The sequence below is a fragment of the Arthrobacter sp. NQ7 genome, from assembly GCF_029581595.2.
GTDB classification, from domain to species: Bacteria; Actinomycetota; Actinomycetes; order Actinomycetales; family Micrococcaceae; genus Arthrobacter; species Arthrobacter phenanthrenivorans_B.
On sequence record NZ_JARFXU020000005.1, the window covers coordinates 23,494 to 43,347 of the forward strand.

At 67.1% G+C, this 19,854-nt stretch carries 21 protein-coding genes; 9 read left to right on the forward strand and 12 right to left on the reverse strand.

Translation table 11 applies throughout. The annotated features are described in order from the left end of the window. Positions 1–2: 2 nt before the first annotated feature. Positions 3–182 (reverse strand): hypothetical protein, encoded by a 180-nt coding sequence (locus PUN71_RS07740; protein WP_277797949.1) that lies wholly within the window; start codon positions 180–182, stop codon positions 3–5. Positions 183–396: 214 nt separating this feature from the next. Between PUN71_RS07740 and PUN71_RS07745 the strand changes: the two genes are divergently transcribed. Beyond that, the gene (locus tag PUN71_RS07745) at positions 397–1,221 is read left to right on the forward strand and encodes an SDR family NAD(P)-dependent oxidoreductase (RefSeq protein WP_277797950.1); all 825 of its coding nucleotides are present in this window, start codon (positions 397–399) and stop codon (positions 1,219–1,221) included. Positions 1,222–1,224: 3 nt separating this feature from the next. On the opposite strand, the gene PUN71_RS07750 is transcribed toward PUN71_RS07745, so the two are convergent. Continuing rightward, positions 1,225–2,004, reverse strand: a complete 780-nt coding sequence (locus tag PUN71_RS07750; protein WP_277797951.1) for a hypothetical protein — start codon at positions 2,002–2,004, stop codon at positions 1,225–1,227. A gap of 155 nt (positions 2,005–2,159) precedes the next feature. Next, a complete protein-coding gene (locus PUN71_RS07755; RefSeq protein WP_277797952.1) occupies positions 2,160–3,593 on the reverse strand; it encodes an aminotransferase-like domain-containing protein in 1,434 nt (477 codons plus the stop codon). On the opposite strand from PUN71_RS07755, the gene PUN71_RS07760 reads away from it, so the two are divergent. Further along, complete coding sequence (locus tag PUN71_RS07760) at positions 3,592–4,518, forward strand: DMT family transporter (RefSeq protein WP_277797953.1); 927 nt, start codon at positions 3,592–3,594, stop codon at positions 4,516–4,518. The two genes, PUN71_RS07755 and PUN71_RS07760, sit on opposite strands and share 2 nt — an antisense overlap. 84 nt (positions 4,519–4,602) lie before the next feature. Next, the gene (locus PUN71_RS07765) at positions 4,603–5,223 is read left to right on the forward strand and encodes an FMN-binding negative transcriptional regulator (RefSeq protein WP_277798076.1); all 621 of its coding nucleotides are present in this window, start codon (positions 4,603–4,605) and stop codon (positions 5,221–5,223) included. A 12-nt stretch (positions 5,224–5,235) separates the two neighbouring features. Here the strand turns inward: PUN71_RS07765 and rlmC are convergent, their stop codons facing one another. Next, on the reverse strand, positions 5,236–6,363 hold the full coding sequence (gene rlmC, locus PUN71_RS07770; RefSeq protein WP_277797954.1) for a 23S rRNA (uracil(747)-C(5))-methyltransferase RlmC: 1,128 nt from the start codon (positions 6,361–6,363) through the stop codon (positions 5,236–5,238). A gap of 86 nt (positions 6,364–6,449) precedes the next feature. After that, complete coding sequence (locus PUN71_RS07775) at positions 6,450–7,100, reverse strand: HAD hydrolase-like protein (RefSeq protein ID WP_502860258.1); 651 nt, start codon at positions 7,098–7,100, stop codon at positions 6,450–6,452. Positions 7,101–7,227: 127 nt separating this feature from the next. Here PUN71_RS07775 and PUN71_RS07780 point away from each other — a divergent pair, with 127 nt between their 5' ends. Next, the gene (locus PUN71_RS07780; protein ID WP_277797956.1) at positions 7,228–7,743 is read left to right on the forward strand and encodes an Lrp/AsnC family transcriptional regulator; all 516 of its coding nucleotides are present in this window, start codon (positions 7,228–7,230) and stop codon (positions 7,741–7,743) included. Here the strand turns inward: PUN71_RS07780 and PUN71_RS07785 are convergent. Together PUN71_RS07785 and PUN71_RS07790 are read right to left on the reverse strand one after the other, a co-directional pair. Further along, complete coding sequence (locus PUN71_RS07785) at positions 7,727–9,145, reverse strand: aldehyde dehydrogenase family protein (protein ID WP_277797957.1); 1,419 nt, start codon at positions 9,143–9,145, stop codon at positions 7,727–7,729. The genes PUN71_RS07780 and PUN71_RS07785 overlap by 17 nt on opposite strands. After that, on the reverse strand, positions 9,138–10,190 hold the full coding sequence (locus tag PUN71_RS07790) for a homoserine dehydrogenase (RefSeq protein WP_277797958.1): 1,053 nt from the start codon (positions 10,188–10,190) through the stop codon (positions 9,138–9,140). The genes PUN71_RS07785 and PUN71_RS07790 overlap by 8 nt, the downstream gene beginning before the upstream one ends. A 285-nt stretch (positions 10,191–10,475) precedes the next feature. Here PUN71_RS07790 and PUN71_RS07795 point away from each other — a divergent pair, with 285 nt between their 5' ends. Together PUN71_RS07795 and PUN71_RS07800 are read left to right on the forward strand one after the other, a co-directional pair. Beyond that, entirely contained in the window at positions 10,476–11,921 is a 1,446-nt protein-coding gene (locus PUN71_RS07795) for an amino acid permease (protein WP_277797959.1), read from the forward strand. A 153-nt stretch (positions 11,922–12,074) separates the two neighbouring features. Next, positions 12,075–12,848, forward strand: a complete 774-nt coding sequence (locus tag PUN71_RS07800) for an IclR family transcriptional regulator (protein WP_277797960.1) — start codon at positions 12,075–12,077, stop codon at positions 12,846–12,848. A gap of 7 nt (positions 12,849–12,855) precedes the next feature. Here PUN71_RS07800 and PUN71_RS07805 read toward each other — a convergent pair whose 3' ends face one another. From PUN71_RS07805 to PUN71_RS07815, 3 genes are read right to left on the reverse strand one after another with little or no spacing between them, the layout of a single operon-like run. Further along, positions 12,856–13,632 (reverse strand): IclR family transcriptional regulator, encoded by a 777-nt coding sequence (locus PUN71_RS07805; RefSeq protein WP_277797961.1) that lies wholly within the window; start codon positions 13,630–13,632, stop codon positions 12,856–12,858. A 30-nt stretch (positions 13,633–13,662) separates the two neighbouring features. Beyond that, positions 13,663–14,412: a cyclase family protein gene (locus PUN71_RS07810; RefSeq protein WP_277797962.1), complete on the reverse strand. Its 750-nt coding sequence runs from the start codon at positions 14,410–14,412 to the stop codon at positions 13,663–13,665. Next, entirely contained in the window at positions 14,409–14,855 is a 447-nt protein-coding gene (locus PUN71_RS07815) for a hypothetical protein (RefSeq protein ID WP_277797963.1), read from the reverse strand. Before PUN71_RS07815 ends, PUN71_RS07810 begins: the two co-directional genes overlap by 4 nt. A gap of 117 nt (positions 14,856–14,972) precedes the next feature. Between PUN71_RS07815 and mmuM the strand changes: the two genes are divergently transcribed. Both mmuM and PUN71_RS07825 read left to right on the forward strand, forming a co-directional pair. Continuing rightward, the gene (gene mmuM / locus PUN71_RS07820; RefSeq protein WP_277797964.1) at positions 14,973–15,926 is read left to right on the forward strand and encodes a homocysteine S-methyltransferase; all 954 of its coding nucleotides are present in this window, start codon (positions 14,973–14,975) and stop codon (positions 15,924–15,926) included. A gap of 54 nt (positions 15,927–15,980) precedes the next feature. Beyond that, entirely contained in the window at positions 15,981–16,331 is a 351-nt protein-coding gene (locus PUN71_RS07825; RefSeq protein WP_043452223.1) for a DUF3846 domain-containing protein, read from the forward strand. Positions 16,332–16,333: 2 nt separating this feature from the next. On the opposite strand, the gene PUN71_RS07830 is transcribed toward PUN71_RS07825, so the two are convergent. Beyond that, entirely contained in the window at positions 16,334–16,885 is a 552-nt protein-coding gene (locus tag PUN71_RS07830; RefSeq protein WP_277797965.1) for a dihydrofolate reductase family protein, read from the reverse strand. Positions 16,886–17,108: 223 nt separating this feature from the next. Here PUN71_RS07830 and PUN71_RS07835 point away from each other — a divergent pair, with 223 nt between their 5' ends. Further along, positions 17,109–17,549: a hypothetical protein gene (locus PUN71_RS07835; RefSeq protein ID WP_277797966.1), complete on the forward strand. Its 441-nt coding sequence runs from the start codon at positions 17,109–17,111 to the stop codon at positions 17,547–17,549. A 13-nt stretch (positions 17,550–17,562) separates the two neighbouring features. Here PUN71_RS07835 and PUN71_RS07840 read toward each other — a convergent pair whose 3' ends face one another. Then, positions 17,563–19,668, reverse strand: coding sequence for a putative bifunctional diguanylate cyclase/phosphodiesterase (locus PUN71_RS07840; RefSeq protein WP_277798077.1), 2,106 nt, complete (start codon positions 19,666–19,668; stop codon positions 17,563–17,565). Positions 19,669–19,854 lie beyond the last annotated feature (186 nt).

Here is a 19,854-nt window from a genome sequence, read left to right on the forward strand (position 1 = left end):
ATTCAAGCTGCGCCTTTCAAGTCCGACGGGTGCCCAGCAGTGCCACTGCCCGTGCTGTCACCGCCGATGAAGAGACTAAAATTGAGTCCGACTAATTTGCCTGACTGATATTCGGATTCTTTCAATGCATTGACGCAAATATGAATCCACCAATCCCAGCTACTGGCGGTGTGTGCGGTCATCGCTAAACCTAAGGGAGGTCCTTTTATGTGCACCTCCCGGCATGAACATTTTACGTCTCGAAGGGCGTCCTAACAGGCAACGGTCGTAAATAGGGGAGGGGCTATAGGGAAACTGGGTAGGGAGGGGAACACCTGCCGCCCCGCCGTCGTTGTGCCAGAGTCACCCCTTCCGGCAGTACCCCCCTCCGGAAGTACACCGATCAAAGGACACCCCTTGACTCCTCGCACCATCGTGATCACCGGCGCCAGCGACGGCATCGGCGCGGCAGCCGCCCGGACGCTGGCCAAGGCAGGGGAGCAGGTGGTCGTCGTCGGCCGTTCCGCTGGGAAGACCCGCGCACTGGCCACCGACATCGGCGCCGACCACTACCTGGCCGACTTTTCCGACCTGGCGCAGGTCCGCGGACTAGCGGAGAAGCTGAAAGCCAACTACCCGCGTATCGATGTCCTGGCCAACAACGCCGGCGGCATGATGGGCAAGCGCACCCTCACCGTCGACGGAAACGAACTGACGTTCCAGGTCAACCACCTGGCGCCGTTCCTGCTCACCAACCTGCTGATGGACACCCTGACCGCCAGCGGGGCAAAGGTCATCAACACCGCCAGTGCCGCAAACTTCTCCGGCAAGCTGGACCTGTTCGACCTCAACGCCGAGCACGGGTACCGCACCTACCGCGCCTACGGCACGGGCAAGCTCGCCAACATCCTGTTCACATCGGAGCTGCACCGCCGCTTCCACGACCAGGGAATTTCGACGGCGGCGTTTCACCCGGGCGTGGTCCGGACGAACTTCGCGGCGGACTCCACCAGCCCCTTCCGGCACGCTTACAAGACACTGTTGAACCGCTTCATGCTCAGCCCGGACCAGGGCGCCGACACCATGCTGTGGCTGATCAACGGCACCCCCGGCACGGACTGGATCTCCGGCGCCTACTACGCCAAGCGCGCCCTGGCCAAGGCCAACCGGCAGGCCTACGACGCCGAACTGGCCCGCGGGCTCTGGGAGAAGAGCGAAGAACTGGTCAAGAAGTTCGTCTAGTCCCTACCGCTCGCAGCCGACGCCGTCATGATCGGCGTCGAGGCCATAGATGTCCCGGCCAATGACCTGGACGGGACCGCTGACGTACGCCGGTCCGTTTCCGCTGCCGCCGGCGCAGTCCACATCGGACGCAATGGGGACGCAGCCTGAGTAGTTCGGATCGCAGCCAGGATTGGTCGCGGGAACGGCAGGGGCAACGGGAGCCGGAGGCGCGGCTGCCTTGGCGGCCGCTTCCGCTGCGGCCTGTGCCGCCGCAGCCTCCTGGGCTGCCCTCACTTCGGCGGCTTGCCTGGCGGCTGCCTCGGCTGCTGCGGCTGCGTCTGCCGCTGCTTTGTCTGCGGCCGCTTTGTCCGCCGCTGCTTTGTCTGCGGCCGCTTTGTCTTCCGCAGCCTTGTCCGCTGCCGCCTTCGCCGCCGCAGCAGCTGCCGCCAGCTTCTCGGTGACGCGCCTCGATTCTGCCGCTTCCAGCCAAACGAGCCTGCCCGATTCGTCCTTGGTGCAGATATAGGTGCTGCCTGCCGCCGTCTGCTCCGCGTTCGCCGTGGTGCAGGGCGTATGTGCAAGGGGCGTCGCCGTGGGGGTTGCGGTGGCGGATTCACTGGCCGGCCCTGCGGCTGCCGTCAATGACGCCTGGGATCCGCCGCAGCCGCTCAACAGAAGTACGACGGCGGCGGCCCCTGCAGCCAATGCCGGCGTCCGGCCCTTCCGCAGGGAGGCTCCGGCGGGGGGCGCATCTTCCTGGTGGGAGGTGCGGGGCGCTGAAGAACGGGAAGGTGCAGGCATGGATCCCCCAAGTGCGTGTGCTGGATGCGAAGTGCACGGCCAGCGTAGTCCGGGCCCCGCGGGCGGAACGGGTTAAGCGCAAATCTTGATGGTTTCCTTGGCTGATCTTGAATTGTCCCCGGCAGCCTGGGCAGCGCCGCGCAGCAGGCGTGGAGTCACGTATTGCCGGCGCCGGAGAGGTGGGACTGCAACGCCAGTGCTTCACCGATGCGGCGTGCCCCTTCCGGGTAGGCGCCCGGGTTGGGCCCGGAGTAGTTGAGGCGGATGAAGGCCCCGGCCGGCTCGGCCGGGAACCACTCCGTTCCGGCGGCGATGATCACCCCCGCGTCCTCGCAGTCCCGGACCAGGCGTGGCAGATCGGTGGCATCCGGCAGGCGGAGCCACAGGTTCAGTCCGCCCCTGGGCAGGGCGTCGAGATGGGCCTGGGGAACGTGGTCTCGGATGCTCGTGACCAGCAGGTCCCGGCGGGCCTGGAGCTGCTGGCGGAGGCTGCGCAGGTGCGTCTGCCAGCCGGGTTGGGTCACCACGTCCAGGGCGGCGGCCTGCAGGAGTCCGCTCACGTACATTGATTCGGCGGCGCGCTGGGCGAGGATGCGCTCCCGGGCCGGACCGCGGGCAGTCACTGCCGCAATGCGGATGGCTGTGGAGACGCTCTTGGTCAGGGACCGGATGTAGACCACATGTCCGGCGTCATCGCGGGTAGCGAGCGGGACCGGATCCGAGGTGATTCCGAAGTCGTGGGCCCAGTCGTCCTCCACCAGGAAGGCGCCATGCCGGCGGGCCACGTCCAGGATCTGGTCTCCGCGTTCCGGCGTCCACTGCCCCCCTCTGGGGTTGGCGAAGTTGGGCTGCACGTAGAAGGCCCGCGCGCCGGTCTCGGCGAAGGCGCGGTCCACGTCGGCAGGATCGGGTCCGTCCGGACCTGTGGGCACCGGAACCACGCGCACGCCGGTCTGGGCGGCGGCCAGGATGGCGCCCCAGTAGGACGGTGATTCGATCAGCAGCGGCTGCCCGGCGCCCACCAGGGCGCGGAAGATGGAGCTCAGGCCGCTTTGGCTTCCCGGCAGCACGATGACGTCGTTCGGCGTGGGAGGTGTAACGCCCACCGGGGTTGCCTGCCCCAGCTCCTGGGCGAACCACTGCTGCAGGTTCGGCATTCCCGCTGCAGGTGGCCGTGACAGCGCGGCGTCCCCGCGGGCGGCCCGGGCCAGGGCTGACCTGACCAGCCGCTCCGGCAGGAGCTCCCGGTCCGGGTAGCCGGAGTGGAACCAGATGGCCTCCCCGGACACGTTGCGCATGGTGCCCGACGACGACGGCAGCGTCGACGACGGCGACCGCAGCGCCGCCGTTTGCCAGCCGTAGTCCAACGGGCGGGCCGTCCGGACCGCACGGACGAACGTCCCGACGCCGGGCCGGCTTTCGATCAGGCCCTGCGCCGTCAGTACCTGCAGTGCCTTCTGCACCGTGACCGGGCTGGCCTGGTGCTTGGCCACCAACTGCCGGGTGGACGGCAGTTTCGCCCCCGGAGCGGCCGCAGCCACCCAAAGCCTGAGTGCCGCAACAATCCGCGAGCTGCTATCGTTGTTCATGAAAGAACATAGTAGCGCTACTGTCCTGGCTGGCGCAGTGATACTCCCACGCAGGGCCACCGGCATCTGGTGGGGCCTCGTGGGCATCGCAGCCTTTTCCTTTACGGTGCCCTTCACCCGGGTGGCGGTCGCAGGCATCCCGCCGCTGTTTATCGGTTCCGGCCGGGCTGTGGTGGCAGCCGTTCTTGCCGCCGCCGCACTCGCACTGACCCGGCAGCGGCTGCCGCGGCCGCGCATGTGGCTGCGCCTCGCGCTGGTGGCCGGCGGCGTCGTCGCCGGCTTTCCGCTGCTTACCTCCTATGCCCTCACCGCCGTTCCCGCAGCCCATGGTGCCGTGGTCATCGCCCTTCTGCCGGCCGCCACCGCAACCGTGGCCATCTTTCGGACCGGCGAACGGCCGCCCGCGGCCTTCTGGACCGTGATGGTGCTGGGCTCCCTGGCGGCGGTTTCCTTCGCATTCCTGCAGTCCGGGGGTGTAGGCCAGCTGCACTGGGCGGACCTCCTCCTGCTCGGCGCCGTGGTATGCGCGGCCGTCGGCTACGCCGAGGGCGGCCTCCTGGCCCGCGAACTGGGCGCGTGGCAAACCATCGCCTGGGCGCTGCTCCTCGCCGCCCCGGCCATGCTGGTACTGGCCGTAGGCTCCGCCCTCACCCAGCCGCCGTCGGCCACTCCCGCACAGTGGGCCGCGTTCGGCTACCTGGCCGTGGTCAGCATGTTCCTTGGCTTCTTCGCCTGGTACCACGGCCTGGCCATCGGCCCCATGGCGCAGGTCAGCCAGATCCAGCTGGTCCAGCCCGTCCTGAGCATCGGCTGGGCCGCCCTCTTCCTGGGCGAGGCGCTCACCTGGACCACCGTGATCGGCGCCCTCTCCGTGATCCTGTGCGCCGCCGCGGCCGTCCGTTTCCGGCTCAAGCCATCCTCCTGAGCGGCCAAACCAAAGCCACCCAACCAAACCCGCCCAAGCAAGCCAGCCCAACCAAGTCAATCCAACCGACGGAAAGGACCTCCCATTTACATCCCCGCCCATTTCTCGGCCCGCCCGGAATCCCTCCGGAACCTCCTCGCCGCCCCCGGAGCCGCCAACCTGGTCACCGTGACGGACCAGGGCCTGCTGGCAACGCTGCTGCCCTTCGCCTACAACCCCGCGGTGGGGGAGCACGGTGCGCTGCAGGCCCACATGGCCCGGAACAACCCGCAGTGGTCACGTGTGCCCACCGGCGAAGCGCTCGCCATCATCCAGGGACCGGACGACTACATCTCGCCGTCGTGGTACGCCTCCAAGGCCGAGCATGGCCGCGTGGTCCCCACCTGGAACTACAGCACCGCGCACGTGTACGGCGAGCTGGTGGTCCATGACGACGCCGGCTGGCTGGCACGGCACGTCCGGCACCTGACGGCCCTGCACGAGGACGGCCGGGAGGAACCCTGGGCCGTGGACGATGCCCCGGAGAAGTTCATCGCCGGGCAGCTGCGCGCCATCGTGGGCGTGGAACTGGTGATCTCCCGGATCGAGGCGAAGGAGAAACTGAGCCAGAACCGCTCCGAAGCGGACGCCGAAGGGGTGGCGGCAGGCCTGCGGGCCAGCGGGCGGGAAGCCAGCGCGGCCGCCGTCGAACGCGCGCGCCCCTGAGCGGTGCCTGTGTCAGCCGGCGCGTTCCAGCAGCACCATCACCTCGTAGTGGGTGGTCTGTGGGAACATGTCCAGCACCCGTGCCCGGCGGGCGGTGTAGGAGGGGAGGGCAGCCAGGTCCCGTGCCAGCGACTGGGCGTTGCAGCTGGAGTACACCACGTGCTGCACGTCCGAGGATTCCAGCCAGCCGCACAGCTCCTTGCCGATGCCGCGCCGCGGCGGGTTCACGATCACCAGTTCCGGCGACTCCGCCGCCGCCAGGGCGAAGGCGGTGGCGTCGCCGGCCTGGAAGTCCATCCCCGCCAGGCCTGCCTCGGCGCTGCTGAGCCGGGCGGACACGATCGCTTCGCTGCTGGTTTCAATGCCGGTGACGGTGCGGGAGGGGGCGGCGCTGTGCAGGGCGAACCCGCCCACGCCGCAGTACAGGTCCCACACGGAGGCCGGCGCCAGTTCGTTGACCCACTCGCGGCCCTGCCGGTACAGGGCGGCCGCCATCGCGGTGTTGGTCTGGAAGAAGCTCTGCGGGCGGAGGTGCAGGTTGATGTCGTTAACCCGCATGTTAAGGGTGGACTGAGCGGTCAGCAGGATCTCCTGCTCACCCTCCAGCACGGCCTTGTGCTCCGGGAGCAGGTTGACCGAGACCACTTTGACCTGCGGCAGGGCGGCCAAGAGGTCCGGAAGGTGTTTCCGGATGCGGGGCACCGTCTGGTCCGAGCGGAGGACCAGGCGGAGCATCACCTCGCCGTCCGGGGACTCGGTGATGATGACGTGCTTGAGTTCTCCCGAACGGCGCGGAACATCGTACGGCGTCAGCCTCAGCCGGCGGATGAAGGTGGCCAGTACCGGGAAGCAGGCGAGCAGGCCGGGGGAGCAGACGCCGCACTTGCGCAGGTCCACGCCGTGGCCGTTCGCGTCGAGGATGCCGATGGTGGGGTTCTGGGCCGTCCCGCCGATCACCATCTTGGCTTTGTTGCGGAAGCCGGACTCCCGGCTGGCAACGGGCGGCAGCCACTCGATCGCGGTATGCCCGGACAGGAGGCCCTGGCAGTGCTGCTGCTTGCCGGCCAGCTGTTCGCCGTAGGGCCTGCCCATCTGGGTGCAGGAGCGGCAGGTGCCGGCATCAAAGTAGGAACAGCGCATGACTGGTCAAGTTTACCCGCTCGCCCTCCCGGCCACGACGCGAAGGCACGACGCCGGCACCCGGCGGAGTGCCGGCGTCGTACCTTTCAGCGCGATACCGCCAGGGCAAGGCAGACCGGCAGCACCGCAGCCGGTGAGGGGGCAACGGCCGCGGCTCCTGCTTCTTCCCCTGCCGAGCCGTAGCCCCAACCGGCGAAGACCGTGGGAATGCCGTGGACGGCTGCACCGGCCACGTCGTGGCTGCGGTCACCCACCATGAGCGGGGCGGAGACGTCCACCTTCGCTGCCCTCAGCCTGTCCAGCACTTCGGCAATCACATCTGCCTTGCTCCACCTGGCTTCCTGGTCCGAAGCACCGCAGACGGCGGAGAAATACTGGTCCATGCCAAACCGGCGGGCCATCCGGAGCGCCTGGTCTTCGGCCTTCGAGGTGGCAACCGCCATGGCTACGCCCGCACCATGGAGGTGTTCCAGCAGTTCGGTGATCCCGGCGTACGGAACCGACTGGTGTGCCCCGTGCTCCGCGTAAGCCTTCCGGTAATGCCGCAGCGCCCGCCGGGCGAGGAGCTCGTCGTGTCCCAGGTACTCGCGGAAGGACTCAAGCATGGGCGGCCCCACCAGCCGGACCAAGTCCCCGGCCGGTGGAACAGGCGCCCCCACGGCGGCAAGAGCCCGGGCCGCGCTCGCCGTCACCCCCGCCGCCGAATCCAACAGGGTCCCGTCCATGTCCAACAGCACGCAACTGAAGGCTCTGCGCTGGCTCTGGAGCGGCTGCTGCCGAAGTATCATCTCTGGTGTGCTTTCGTTCTGGAGCCGGGGCCGACTCGTGTCTGCTGTTGTGACGTCATGCGGTGAAGGGTGAAACATGGATCGGGCGAGTCTTGACCGGATCGACCAGGGCATCCTGGCGGAGCTGACCCGCAATGCCCGGATCAGCCACGCGGAGCTGGCCGCAAAGGTGATGCTGTCCCGCAATGCGGTCCGGCAGCGCATCGACAGGATGGAACGGCAGGGATACATCCAGGGCTACACGGTGGTGACCGGCGCCCCGGGGCACGGCACAGTTTCTGCCTTCCTGATGGTCTACCGGAAGGACAGGGTGCGCGGAGCGGACGTCATCGCCGTGCTGCAATCGATCCCGGAGGTGGTCCTGTGCGATGTGGTCAGCGGTGACTTTGACCTGCTGGTCCGGGTGGAAGCGCGGTCGCTTGAACGCATCCAGGAGATCTGGGAGCAGATAGCGGCCACGCCCGGCGTGACGGACACCGTGACGGCCATGACCCTGTCCAACTACATCCGGCGGGATGCGGCAGCGAAGCCGGACCAGCCGGGAAACGCTCCCGGCCAGGCTTCGCTTCCGGTGGTCAGCCCAGGCGCTTGATGCACACCACTTTGGGCTGGGTCATCTCCTCATAGGCGAACCGGACTCCTTCCCGGCCAAGGCCGCCGTACTTGGAGCCTCCGAACGGCATGCCGTCGAAGCGGTAGTCCGATGAGTCGTTGACCATGACGCCGCCTGCGTCAATGCGGCCCGCGGCGTCCAGGGCAGTGTCCAGCGATCCGGTGAAGATCCCGGCGTGGAGGCTGAAGTCGATGGCGTTGGCGGTCCCCACGGCTTCGTCGAAGGTTGTGAAGGGTTGCAGCATGACGACCGGTCCGAACACCTCCTCCGTCCACAGCCTGCTGCCGGCGGGCACTTTCTCCAGGACCGTCGGATGCAGCACGTTGTTGTCCCTGGTGTTGCCGGCGAGGACTGCGGCGCCGGAGGCAACCGCCGCCCGGATCCTGGCCTGGAGCTGATCCACGGCGGCGGAACTGATCATGGGACCGACGTCGGTCGCTTCCTCGGCGGGGTCGCCCGCGACCAGCCGTGACGTCTCCTGCAGGAAGCGCCGACGGAACTCGTGGTACCGGGAGGAGGCAACGAGGATGCGCTGAACCCCCACACAATTCTGGCCCGCTGCCCAGAAGGCGCCGGAGACGCAGGCTGGAACGGCAGCATCCAGGTCGGCGTCATCCATGACGATGACCGGGGCGTTCCCGCCAAGGTCCATCGACAGCTTCTTCAGGCCTGCGGTCCCGGCGATGGCCTCGCCGGCCGCGAACCCGCCGGTGAAGGACACCATGCGGACCTCCCGGCTCCGTACGATCGCCTCCGCCACGTCCCTGTCCCCGTGGACCACCGTGAGGATGCCGGCGGGCAGGCCGGCTTCGGCGAAGACTTCGCCGAGCAGTTGCGCGGACAGGGGCGTCAGCGCGGATGGCTTGAGGATGACGGCGTTGCCTCCGGCGATTGCCGGGCCCACCTTGTGTGCCACCAGATTAAGGGGGTCGTTGTAGGGGGTGATGGCCGCAATGATGCCCAGCGGTTCCCGTGAGTACCACCCCATGCGGTCCTCGGAGCCTTCATAGGAGTCAAAGGGAATGAGTTCGCCGGCGTTCCGGCGTGCCTCCACGGCGGACAGGCGCAGGGTGTTGACTGCCCGCAGCACCTCCTTGTGTGCCTGGCGGATGGTTTTGCCGCTCTCTGCTGTGATGGTCTGGGCGAATTCGGCCCGCCGCGCGTCCATCAGTGCGGCAGCCGCGTCCAGCAGCTTTCCCCGGTCATGGCGGGACAGGGCGCGTGCCTGCTCCGCCCCGGACCTGGCAGCCCGGACAATCGCGTCCACGGACTCCGCCGGGGTCAGGGCCACTGCTCCCACCACCCGGCCGTCGTAGGGGCTGAGCACTTCCCGGAACCCGGCCGATGCGTGATCCAGCGGCGAAAGGGTTGATTCACGCATCTGCAGCCACCGGCTTCCGTGCGGAATGCATGGCGATGATGTCGGACAGCAGGGCGTACGCTGTCTCCAACCGCCCGGCCCCCGGTCCGGACACCGTCACCGGGCCGAGGAGATCGGTATTAAAGGACACTGCATTGTTGGCACCCGAAACCCCGGCGAGGCCGTGGGCCAGGGGGAGCGCCACGGGGGCAACTCCGGCGGTGATGCTTCCGTCCAGGTTCCGCCGCGCGGAGCCCACCAGTTTCCACCGCCGCCCCTCGTTCCTGGCGCGACTGATGTCCTCGGGCGACAGTGTTGAGATTCCTTGGCGCTGCACATCCGCCAGCGTGATGTCCGCACCCAGCAGCTCATTGGCGAGGATCAGGACTTTCAGCTGGACGTCGTGGCCGTCGATGTCGGCCGTGGGATCCGCCTCGGCGTATCCCCGGGCCTGGGCTTCGAGGACCGATTCCTCGAAACTGAGGCCCTCTTCCATCCTGCCCAGGACATAGTTGCTGGTGCCATTGAGGATGCCCTCAAAGCTATGGAGCACCAGTCCGGGGAACAGTTGTTTGGCCAACCGGATGACGGGTGTCCCGCTCATCACCGCGCCCTCGAATTCGAAATGCAGCCCTTTGAGTTTCGCGAGCCGGCTCAATTCCTGGCCGTGCAGGGCGACCGGGCCTTTGTTGGTGGTGCAAACGCTCTTTCCCGACTCCAGGGCCCAGCGGACGTGTGAAGCCGCAGGCTCGCCGTCTGCAGGGTTGGTGAAGGTTGCTTCGCAAATGATCCCGGCGGAGCAGGTGCGGATCACGCGCTCGTTGTCCGGGTCCGCTGACCCGCCGTGTGCTGCAAACGTCGCGGCGGCGGGATCCAGGCCCAGGGCCATGTCAAGATCGATTCCCCCGTCCTGGACCAGGGAACCCAGCCGGAGGTCCGTAATGGCAACCACCCTCAGGTCAAAGCCGAGGGTGCGGCCGAGCGCATCCCCTCTAGTGGCGATCAGTTCGGCGAGGGTCCGGTTGACGCCGCCGAACCCGATCAGCGCGATGTCGTAGGTGGTCATTGCTGCTCCCTTGATGTGGTTGTTGGTGCTCCCATCCTGTGCCCGCCGGGTGTCTGTTGAGGCATGTCCATCCGCTCTGCCGGGGAGGCGAAACGACCATCTGAAGGGCAAATCGACATACGGGGTAACAGCAATAAACGTGCAACATTCGCATTTGAATATGATTTTGATGACTAAAACTGCCGGTTTGTGTTACTTTCGTCACTGTCGACGCGCTTAGAGCTTCATGGACCGGCACCCGAACCGCGGCCGTCCTTCCGACCATCCCCCCACTGGAGGCACCTCTTGGAATCTTCGACCCCCCTCACCCTCAAGCCGGAGCCGGACGCACCGCCGTCAACGGAATCAGGGCTCCGCCGCTCCATGGGGCCCCGGCACCTTGTCATGATCGCCATGGGCGGCGTCATTGGTTCCGGTCTTTTCCTCAGCTCGGGTTACACCATTTCCCAGGCCGGCCCCCTGGGCGCCGTTCTCGCCTACCTCGTCGGTGCCTTCGTGGTTTACCTGGTCATGGCCTGCTTGGGGGAGCTCGCCATCGCCTACCCCGTCTCCGGTGCATTCCACATCTACGCTGCCCGGTCCATTGGTCCCGCCACGGGATTCGCCACCGCCTGGCTCTACTGGCTGTGCTGGGCGGTCGCCATCGGATCGGAGTTCACAGCCTCGGGCCTGCTGATGCAGCGCTGGTTCCCGGGCGTTGACGTCTGGGTCTGGTGCCTGGTCTTCGCCGCAACGTTGTTCGGCCTCAACGCTGTGTCATCCAAGTTCTTCGGCGAGTCGGAATTCTGGTTCGCCATCATCAAAGTGGGCGCCATCATCGGGCTCATCGTCCTGGGCGGGGCAGCCCTCATGGGCTTCCACCCGCTCAGCGGATCGGGCAACCATCCCTTCCTGTTCGAAAACTTCACCACAGACGGAGGGCTCTTCCCCAACGGTTTCACCGGCGTCCTGGTGACGGCGCTCGCAGTCTTCTACGCCTTCTCAGGCTCTGAACTGATCGGCGTCGCCGCAGGGGAGACGAAGGATCCCGCCACCAGCATTCCCAAAGCGATGCGCAGTACGGTCATCCGCCTCCTGGTGTTCTTCGTCGGAGCGATCGCCGTCATCGCCGCCACAATCCCGTACCAGGAAGTTGGGCTCGACGAGAGCCCGTTCGTGACGGTGTTCACGGCAACGGGTGTTCCCTTTGCCGCCGACGTGATGAATTTCGTCATCATCACGGCCCTGCTCTCTGCAGGCAACAGTGGCTTGTTCTCCTGCGCAAGGATGCTGTACTCCCTGGCCGACGAAGGCCACGCACCCCGGGCGCTTAAGAAGCTGACCAGCCGCGGCATCCCCCTGATCGCGCTCTCTGTGAGCATGCTCGGAGGGCTGGCCTCACTCATCAGCAGCGTGGTTGCCCCGGAGACCGTGTATCTGGTGCTGGTATCGGTAGCGGGCTTCGCAGTGGTGGGAGTCTGGATGTCCATCACCGCCTCGCATTTCTTCCACCGGCGGGCTTTTGTCCGGAACGGCGGGGACGTGGCCACGTTGTCCTACCGCGCGCCGCTCTTCCCCCTGGTGCCGGTCCTGGCGTTCACTCTCTGCACCGTCTCCCTGGTCGGCATCGCCCTGGACCCGGCCCAGGTGGCAGCACTGTATTTTGGCATTCCTTTCGTCGCCGCCTGCTACGGCTACTTCCACATCAGGTACGGGCGCCGGGCCGCAGCTGGGAAGACGGCGCAGGGCTAACCGTTTCCATGGCCTGGCGCGGACGGCCCAACGTCCGCGCCAGGCCATCGCCGTGCCCGGGACCGGGTTGCTTCCACCTGATTGCTGTATGGCGGTGGGCAGGGCTGAGCACGTGTGAGGATAGGCTGGTTGCCGGTCGGAAGGAGCAGCAGGGTGGATAACTCCCCGGAGGCGTCGTCACTGGCGCAGGGACTGCGGATAGTGCGCCTGGTCATTGACCGGGAAAAGGCGGGGAAGCAGCTCATGGGTGTCTCCCAACTGGCCGCGGAGCTGGACATGGACCAAAGCCGCGTCTCCCGTTTGACCCAGGAGCTTTGTGAGCTTGGCCTGCTGGAGCGCCGCGAACGCGGCCCGTTCCGCGTCGGGACCGGCTTCTTCGGCCTTGCCGCCACCCTCAATACGGGGTGGATCCGGCATGCGGCGGCGGAACTGGAGGCACTGGTGGCCACTACCGGGCTGCGCGCCCGGGTCTCGGTCCGCGACGGTTACCGGGTCATCCTCCTCCTGGCATCCAGCAACGATTCGCAGGCGGGCAGCTTCGTCCAGCCCGGCATGGTGACGCCCGTCTGGTGTACCGGATCGGGCAGGGCGCTGTTGTGGGACCATAAGCGGCGGGGGTTTGAAGCTTTGCTTTCCGACGTGAACTTTGTTGGCGTCGGTGGTCCCGGCGCCCCGCATTCCTGCGCGGAGGCCTGGGAACTCATGGCCAAAGACAGGCCCCATGGCTTCGTTGTTGCCAACGAGGAATTCGAACACGGCGTCGTCGAGGTGGCCGTGCCTGTCCGGGATCCGGGCGGTGGGATCGTCGCTTCGCTGAGTGTGCTGGGCGGACAGCCGGACGTGGGTCCCCGCGCAGCGGATTTGGCGGATGTGCTCGCGGAGGCCGCGGCGAGGCTCGGTTCGGTCCATCCCGGACCGGAGGGGTAGGCGGCCCTTAGGCGTGGCTGTCCGGAGACCGCCATCCCAGCATGCCTTCCAGCCAGCGGCCCTGGCGGACGAGCGCTTCGGCGTGCCGGGACCGGCTGGGTTCAAGGCGGCCCTTCAGGCCCACCACCTGCAGGGCCGCCACCACGTCGCCCCTGAAATCCCTGATGGGTACGGCCAGCGAGTAGAGCCCGGGCTCCGCTTCCTCGTCGACGATGGAGTAGCCGCGGACCCGTGCGTTCCTGAGCCGTGCCAGGAAGTCCTCGACGTCCGCGGGGGTGTTCGGGCCGTGCTGCTGGAACTGGACGCCCGCGAAGATTTTGCGGACATCATCGTCCGGAGTCTCCCACAAGAGTGCCTGCCCGGCATCGCTGCAGTAGGCGGGGTAGGGCCGGCCCAGCCACGAGCCCACCAGCCGGCTGCTCGCCGGGACGCATTCGCCCACCGTTACGGTGCTCCTGCCGCTGAGGACACCCAGGAAGCACCCCTCATCAGTCTCCCTCGAGAGGCCTTCCAGGGCAGCGGTCCCGTCGGTTGCCAGCCGGCGCCGGGTCAGCAGGAGGGCGTCGGTCAGGACGCTCCAGTCCAGGGCGAAGGTCCGTTCGGGGGTTCTTCGCAGGAAACCTTCCTGTTCTGCTGTCCGCAGACTCCGGGAAACCTGGCTTCGGTCCCTGCCCAGGTCCGCAGCGATCTCTGCCACCGTGCCGCCGGGGAGGCCACGCAGGTGGCGTTCCCCGGCCGCCAGGACGGCTTTGACGCCCCGACCCATGCTTGAAGTCCTCGACATGGTCCGAGTCTAGAGGACCGTCCGCCCGGGTCAGGAGATGGCGAAGACGCGGGCCGGGAAGCCGCTTCCTTCGGAGGGCTTGGCCCAGCTGGCCACGATTGCGGCACCCGATTCAGGGAGGCCGGACAAATCAGCCATCAGTTCTATCTGCCAGCGGTCCTTCGCCAGGACGTAGGTTTCCAGGCCAAAGTCCCCGCGCGAGGTTGCCAGCCCCGGATCGGTGTCCGTTTGCTCGTGCCCGATGGCCGAAACCGAACGTTCCTCCACCAGGAAGGACAGCACCTCACGGGACCACCCGGGAGTGTGGCTGACTCCGTCCGCATCCTTGTTGGCCATGGCATCTCCGTCCGGCCACCGCGAGCTCCAGCCGGTCCGCAGGGCAACGAAGCATCCAGCGGGGATTCTTCCATTCCGGTCTTCCCATCCGTGCACGTCCCGCAGGGTGGGGGTTGCATCCGGATCCCGTTCCACCCGCCGGGTGATGTCCAGGACCACAAGGGGAAGGATCATGTCCTGGACTGGAATCCGGTCAAGGGTGCGTCCACCCCGGATGAAGTGGGATGGCGGGTCCACATGCGTGCCCCACTGGCCAACGATCGAATACCGGTGGGCCGTAAAACCGTCGCCCCTTTCAAGGTCGAAAAGCGCCTCCCGGTTTTCGTCCGGAAAGGCGGCGAAACGGGGCTGGCCCGGGTGGAAGGCGTGCGTGAGGTCCGTGAACGTCCTTCCTGCCAGGGCGGATTGAAGCACGGGCCAGGCGGCAGTGGTGGTGAGCGTCATGATGCTGCCGCCGAGGGGGTCTTGCGGCGCAGGCTGCCGGCCACGCGCACGGGACCGGTCACCTCGATGACGGGCAGTTCCCACGGGTGGATGGCCACCAATTCCTGCATGGCCCGTTCCAGGACCGCCTCATCCAGGGCGGCATCAAAATAGGTGGTGAACACGAACGTGGGGGAGAGGGTCTGTTCGCCCACCCTGCCGAGTGTGGGTGACGCCCCTTCGCCGCACGAGAATCCTTCGAATCCGATGCCGGATTCGAAGACGTGCTTGTAGTTCCCGAAATCACCGAGGTCCGGGTGCTGCTCAACGGTGTGCAGGAGTTCAGCCAGCCCCGGATCCTGCTGGACGGCGTTGGCATCTCCGGCTGCTATCCGGCCGAAGGTTTCCGCACTGATGGGCCAGTGGACCCGTAGCTTGCGGACACTGTTCAGGTGCACACTCACGAATATTCCTCCTGTGATGGTCGTTGCTGCAGTCATCGTGGCACACGGTGATATGCATTAAAAGCATGGAAACTTGTCTATAATGAATAAAACAGCCCCCAAGCAACCGGAGTTGCGATGCCTACCCGCCGTTCCCTGTCCACCCTGCTTGAAGCCGGCGCAGGCCTGGTAGCCGACGGCGCCCTGGCCACCGAGCTCGAGCGCCGCGGCTGCGACCTGAACGATCCCCTGTGGTCCGCCAAGGTCCTCCTGGAGCAGCCCGGCCTGATCAGGGATGTCCACCGCGACTACTTTGCTGCGGGGGCAAACATCGCCACCACCGCCAGCTACCAGGCCACCCCCCAGGGTTTCGCGGCGCGTGGCATCAGTGCAGAGGCTGCGCTGGAGCTGGTTGCCCTCTCGGTCCGGCTGGCGGATGAAGCACGGCGGCAGCATCTGGCGGATCACCCCGGCTCCGCGGCGCTGCTGGTTGCCGGTTCCGTAGGGCCATACGGCGCCTACCTTGCGGACGGCTCCGAATACCGGGGGGACTACGTCCTGACCGCCCAGGAGTTCCAGGACTTCCATGCTCCGCGCGTCGCCGCCCTGGTCAACGCCGGCGTGGACGTCCTGGCGTTTGAAACGCTGCCCTCCTTCGCCGAAGCGGAGGCCCTCCTGGCACTTGCCCGGGAACACGGCGTCGACAGCTGGTTTTCCTTCTCCCTGCGCGACGGCGGCCACATCAGCGACGGAACCCCGCTCGGCGACGTTGCCCGGCTCCTCAACGGGCAGCCGCATGTTGCCGCCCTGGGGGTCAACTGCGTGCCGCTCGGCCTGGTCAGTCCGGCGCTCGCGGCATTGCGCCTGCACACGGACAAGCCGCTGGTGGCCTACCCGAACTCCGGGGAAACCTATGATCCCGGTACCAAAACGTGGAACCAGGGGGAGAGCAAGGGCGATTCCGCAGGGGGATCAGCGCCGGCAAGCCTCGCCGCCGGTGCCGCCGGCTGGCGGGAACGGGGTGCCCGGATCCTGGGCGGCTGCTGCCGCACCACGCCCGCTGACATCGCCAGGCTCGCCGGGAAGGCATAGCCGCCGGGAACACGGCAGTCTCCGCAGGTGTTAAGACCTATGGAGAAACGAACGATGGACAACAGAACTTACACAGCACTTGTAGTACCGGCCAGCAATTCCGAACCCATCCGGATCGAGCAGGTCGCAGCGGACCTCCAGGCTCTGGAGGCCCTGGTGGGCGGGCCGCTGGAATCGGTGATCCGCGGGGACTGGCACGTCTACCTCAACGCGGAAAGCGTCACCACGCTCCTGCCCGTCAACGTCCGCGCCGGCCAGCTCATGCACGAATGTGGCCTGGACCTGAACGGGATCCGCGGCACCGCCGTCTTCCTGGGCCGCGGCGACCACGGAGCCGAAGCGGATATCCCGGACCACCTGGCCAGGCTGGCAGAAGAGCTCTTCGGCGCCCCGCTGGCTGCCTGAGGCTAGTCCTTGCGCACACCATAGGTGCTGAGGACGTTGCCCTTGCTGGTGGTCGACTGGTCCTGCAGCACCAGGCGCGTCAGCGGGTCGCCGTCCTCGAACAGCCTGCGGCCGCTGCCCGCGATGACCGGGTGCGTCATCAATGTCAGTGAATCCAGCAGCCCGGCGAACAGCAGTTCCCGGGTCACGGAAATGCTCCCGCAGACGGCAATCTCACCGCCGTCGCGCTCTTTCAACCCGGCGATGAACTCCTCAAGCGGCGCGTCCATCAGCTGCGAGTTCTGCCACTCCAGCGGCCCCGTCAGCGTCCGCGAAGCCACGAACTTTTCCACGGGGTTGATGAACGCAGCGAAGTCCTGGTCCTGCGGGGCGGTGGGCCAGTAACCGGCCCACTCCTGGTAGCTGACGCGGCCCAGGACAACCGTGTCCACCTCGTTCATCATCCTGGTCATGCCCTGGCCGAGCTCATCGTCGAAGCTGTCGAACTGGAACTTGAAAGGCTCGGACACCACCCCGTCCACGGAGTGGAACAGGCCGGCAGTGACTTTGCGCATGGGAACCTCCAAAGGTGTGGGCAAGACAGGCTTTACGGTATTCGCCGGATCGCCTTCCGGGAAGGGTTTCGGCCCGCTTTCCGGCCCGGGATTCCGGACGACGGCGGGTGGCCGCGTTAGCTTGATCACTCGCCGTGTCGTCTTGCGCGGTTTCGTGCCGGCCCGGCCCCATACTTGTCTTGAACGGTTGTTGCCGTCCCCCCGGCCAGGCAGGAGGAAGTGCATGGAAACCCTGAAAAAAGTCGTGACCAACCAGTATTTCCCTGCCGGCGCCGTGCTGACCGCCGTGCTGCTGTTCTGGGTTGTGGGCATGCTGGGCGGCCTGTCGCTGCTGAACAACAACCAGCCGCCGCTGACCACCCTGACGTGGATGCTCTTCGTCTACGCCGCCGCCGTACTGACCCCCCTCGCGGGGCTGCTGGCCGGCGCCGACCTGGTCCGCCGCTGGCGCCGCAACCGCGCCGCCGCCCCGGCAAAGGCAACCAGTGCCGGACCTGCCGCTGGCTCCCTCAGCGAGCAAGCGCCGTCGGCCCCCCATGACCAGGCTGCCCAGGGTGTCCCGGCATCTTCCCCCGCAGCCGCTGCATCCTCCACGCCAACCCCCGCTGAGCCGCCGGCCACCCAGCCGAAGCCGCAGCGCCCGGGCCGCAAGGAAGCTGCCTAAGTCCTAGCTCCTGCTAGCGGTCCTTGAGGGCGTGCAGTGCCTCTTCCGCGTGCTGCAGGGCCTGGCCAAGCCGGTCACCGGGCTCCGGCAGCGAGAACAAAAACCCCTGCAGCGAATCGCACTCCAGCGCCGTCAGGTAGTCCGCCTGCGCCGCCGTCTCAATCCCTTCCGCGGTGACGGTCAGGCCCAGGCTGTGCGCCATGTTGATCATGGAACTGAGGATGGGCAGCCGCTCGTTGCCGGTCCTGACCATGGACACGAAGGTCCGGTCGATCTTGACCGTATCCACCGGCAGGTCCTGCAGCCTTCCCAGCGATGAATAGCCGGTGCCGAAATCATCCAACGCCACCCGGGCGCCGGCGTCCCGCAACCTGCTGAGCTGCTGGATCAGGCTGCAGTCGGCGTCGAAAAATACACTCTCGGTCACTTCCAGGACCAGCTGGTAGGGAGCCACGCCGCTGGCTTCGGCCAGCCGCAGGACTGTCTCGGCGAAGTCCGGTTCCTGCAGCTGCACGCCGGAGACGTTCACGGCCAGGGACCGCGACGGGTCCCCGCTGAGCCACCGGGCCAGCTGCACCATGCCGGAGGCCATGACCTCGGCCCCGATTTCGCCGATCAGCCCGGTGCGCTCGGCGAGCGGAATGAAGATCGACGGCGGCACGCGTTCGCCGTCCCGGTCCCACCGGGCCAGCGCTTCCAGCTGGACCACCTGACCCCGGCGGTGGGACACTATCGGCTGGAAGTCCACGGTGATCTCACCGCGGGACACTGCCAGCTGCAGTCCGCTTTCCATGTGTGTGCGCTGCACCAGGGCCTGCATCATGTCCGGGTGGAACCGCAGGAACCGGTTCTTTCCCGCGGCCTTGGCGGCATACATGGCGATGTCGGCGTGCCGGAGCAGCTCGGACGGGCCAACGCTGTCCTGGCCCAGCGAGGCCACTCCAAGGCTCAGGCTGGGACGGAGGACCGTGCCGGCGATGGTCACCGGGACGTGCAGGCAGCGCACGATGCACGCGGCGATGGCGTCGGCGTCAGGGCACGCGGTCATGAGCACCACGAACTCGTCGCCGCCCAGCCGGGCCACCACATCGGCGGTGGGGACGCAGCCGCGGAGGCGGCGCGCCACTTCCACCAGCATGTCGTCGCCGGCCTGGTGGCCGAGGATGTCGTTGACTTCCTTGAAGTCGTCCAGGTCAAGGAGCAGGACATCCACCGTTTTGAGCCGGGGTGCCTGCAGGGCTTCCGCCAGGGCATCGTTGAACACGGCGCGGTTGGCGAGTCCGGTGAGCGGGTCCTGGAATGCCATGGCGCGCAGTTTCTCAGCCTGGATGGCCAGGTCCATCATGGCCCTGTGTGCCTGTTCCTGGGCTGTGCGCCGCAGCGTCACGTCACGGAAGCTCCACACCCGGCCCACAATCCTGTCGCCCACCCGCTGCGGCCGGGAATAGCGTTCCAGCGTGCGGCCGTCACGCAGCTCCACCACATCGTGGCTTTCGGCTGCCGCGTCCTCCTGCACTTCCCCCAGCCGCGCGGTGAAGGCCACAGGGTCTGCCACCTGCGCAATGACCAGGCGCAACGCGGGCTCATCGCTGTCAGCGTCCATGATCTCGGGCGGCAGGTTCCACATGGAGAGGAATTGTTCGTTGAATCCGGCCACGCGGCCGTCATTGCCCATGACCAGGATTCCGTCGGCGGTGGATTCCAGCGTTGCCGTCAGGAGCGACATGGCCTCGCGCAGGCTGGCATCCGCTGCCTTGCGGTGCGCCGTCCCCCTGGCCGAGAGCATCAGCCGCGCAGCGGTTCCCTCAGCGCCCGCGTCAGGAGTGGCAGCGTCTTCCGGGTGGGGGAGGAGTGCCGCGGCCAGTTCCACCGGGAACCCGGTCCCGTCGCCGCGCAACCCGGTGACCTCCAGCGGCTGCGGGTACTCATCCGGCCGGCGGAGCAGCTGGTGGAGCAGGGCTGCCACCTCATCGCGGAAGCCCTCTGCGATCAGCAGCCGGTGATCCAGCCCGGCGAACTTATCCTGGTCCAACCCAAAAAGCCGTGCCGCCGCAGCGTTGGCCGCCTGGACAGTGCCGTCCGCCGCCAGGGCGAGCAGAGCATCGGGACTTGCATCCATCGCCACGCCAAAAGAATGTAATGCCACATTGTTGTCACGGCCGAAAAAACCGGTCATTACACCACCCCTTCGCCATCATAAAGGCCGTCCCCGGAAATTGGGCGGGAAAGGCGGACTTCAATTTGTCCGGGGACACCGTGGGGGGGAACATAAAAGACGCCGGACCCGATGTGGGTCCGGCGCCTC

Coding starts and splice junctions, on each gene's coding strand:
- PUN71_RS07740 (WP_277797949.1), bottom strand. CDS start 182: ATGACCGCACACACCGCCAGTAGCTGGGATTGGTGGATTCATATTTGC.
- mmuM (WP_277797964.1), top strand. CDS start 14,973: ATGCCTACCCGCCGTTCCCTGTCCACCCTGCTTGAAGCCGGCGCAGGC.
- PUN71_RS07785 (WP_277797957.1), bottom strand. CDS start 9,145: ATGCGTGAATCAACCCTTTCGCCGCTGGATCACGCATCGGCCGGGTTC.
- PUN71_RS07750 (WP_277797951.1), bottom strand. CDS start 2,004: ATGCCTGCACCTTCCCGTTCTTCAGCGCCCCGCACCTCCCACCAGGAA.
- PUN71_RS07840 (WP_277798077.1), bottom strand. CDS start 19,668: ATGGATGCAAGTCCCGATGCTCTGCTCGCCCTGGCGGCGGACGGCACT.
- PUN71_RS07790 (WP_277797958.1), bottom strand. CDS start 10,190: ATGACCACCTACGACATCGCGCTGATCGGGTTCGGCGGCGTCAACCGG.
- PUN71_RS07755 (WP_277797952.1), bottom strand. CDS start 3,593: ATGAACAACGATAGCAGCTCGCGGATTGTTGCGGCACTCAGGCTTTGG.
- PUN71_RS07760 (WP_277797953.1), top strand. CDS start 3,592: ATGAAAGAACATAGTAGCGCTACTGTCCTGGCTGGCGCAGTGATACTC.
- PUN71_RS07825 (WP_043452223.1), top strand. CDS start 15,981: ATGGACAACAGAACTTACACAGCACTTGTAGTACCGGCCAGCAATTCC.
- PUN71_RS07835 (WP_277797966.1), top strand. CDS start 17,109: ATGGAAACCCTGAAAAAAGTCGTGACCAACCAGTATTTCCCTGCCGGC.
- PUN71_RS07805 (WP_277797961.1), bottom strand. CDS start 13,632: ATGTCGAGGACTTCAAGCATGGGTCGGGGCGTCAAAGCCGTCCTGGCG.
- PUN71_RS07810 (WP_277797962.1), bottom strand. CDS start 14,412: ATGACGCTCACCACCACTGCCGCCTGGCCCGTGCTTCAATCCGCCCTG.
- PUN71_RS07780 (WP_277797956.1), top strand. CDS start 7,228: ATGGATCGGGCGAGTCTTGACCGGATCGACCAGGGCATCCTGGCGGAG.
- rlmC (WP_277797954.1), bottom strand. CDS start 6,363: ATGCGCTGTTCCTACTTTGATGCCGGCACCTGCCGCTCCTGCACCCAG.
- PUN71_RS07830 (WP_277797965.1), bottom strand. CDS start 16,885: ATGCGCAAAGTCACTGCCGGCCTGTTCCACTCCGTGGACGGGGTGGTG.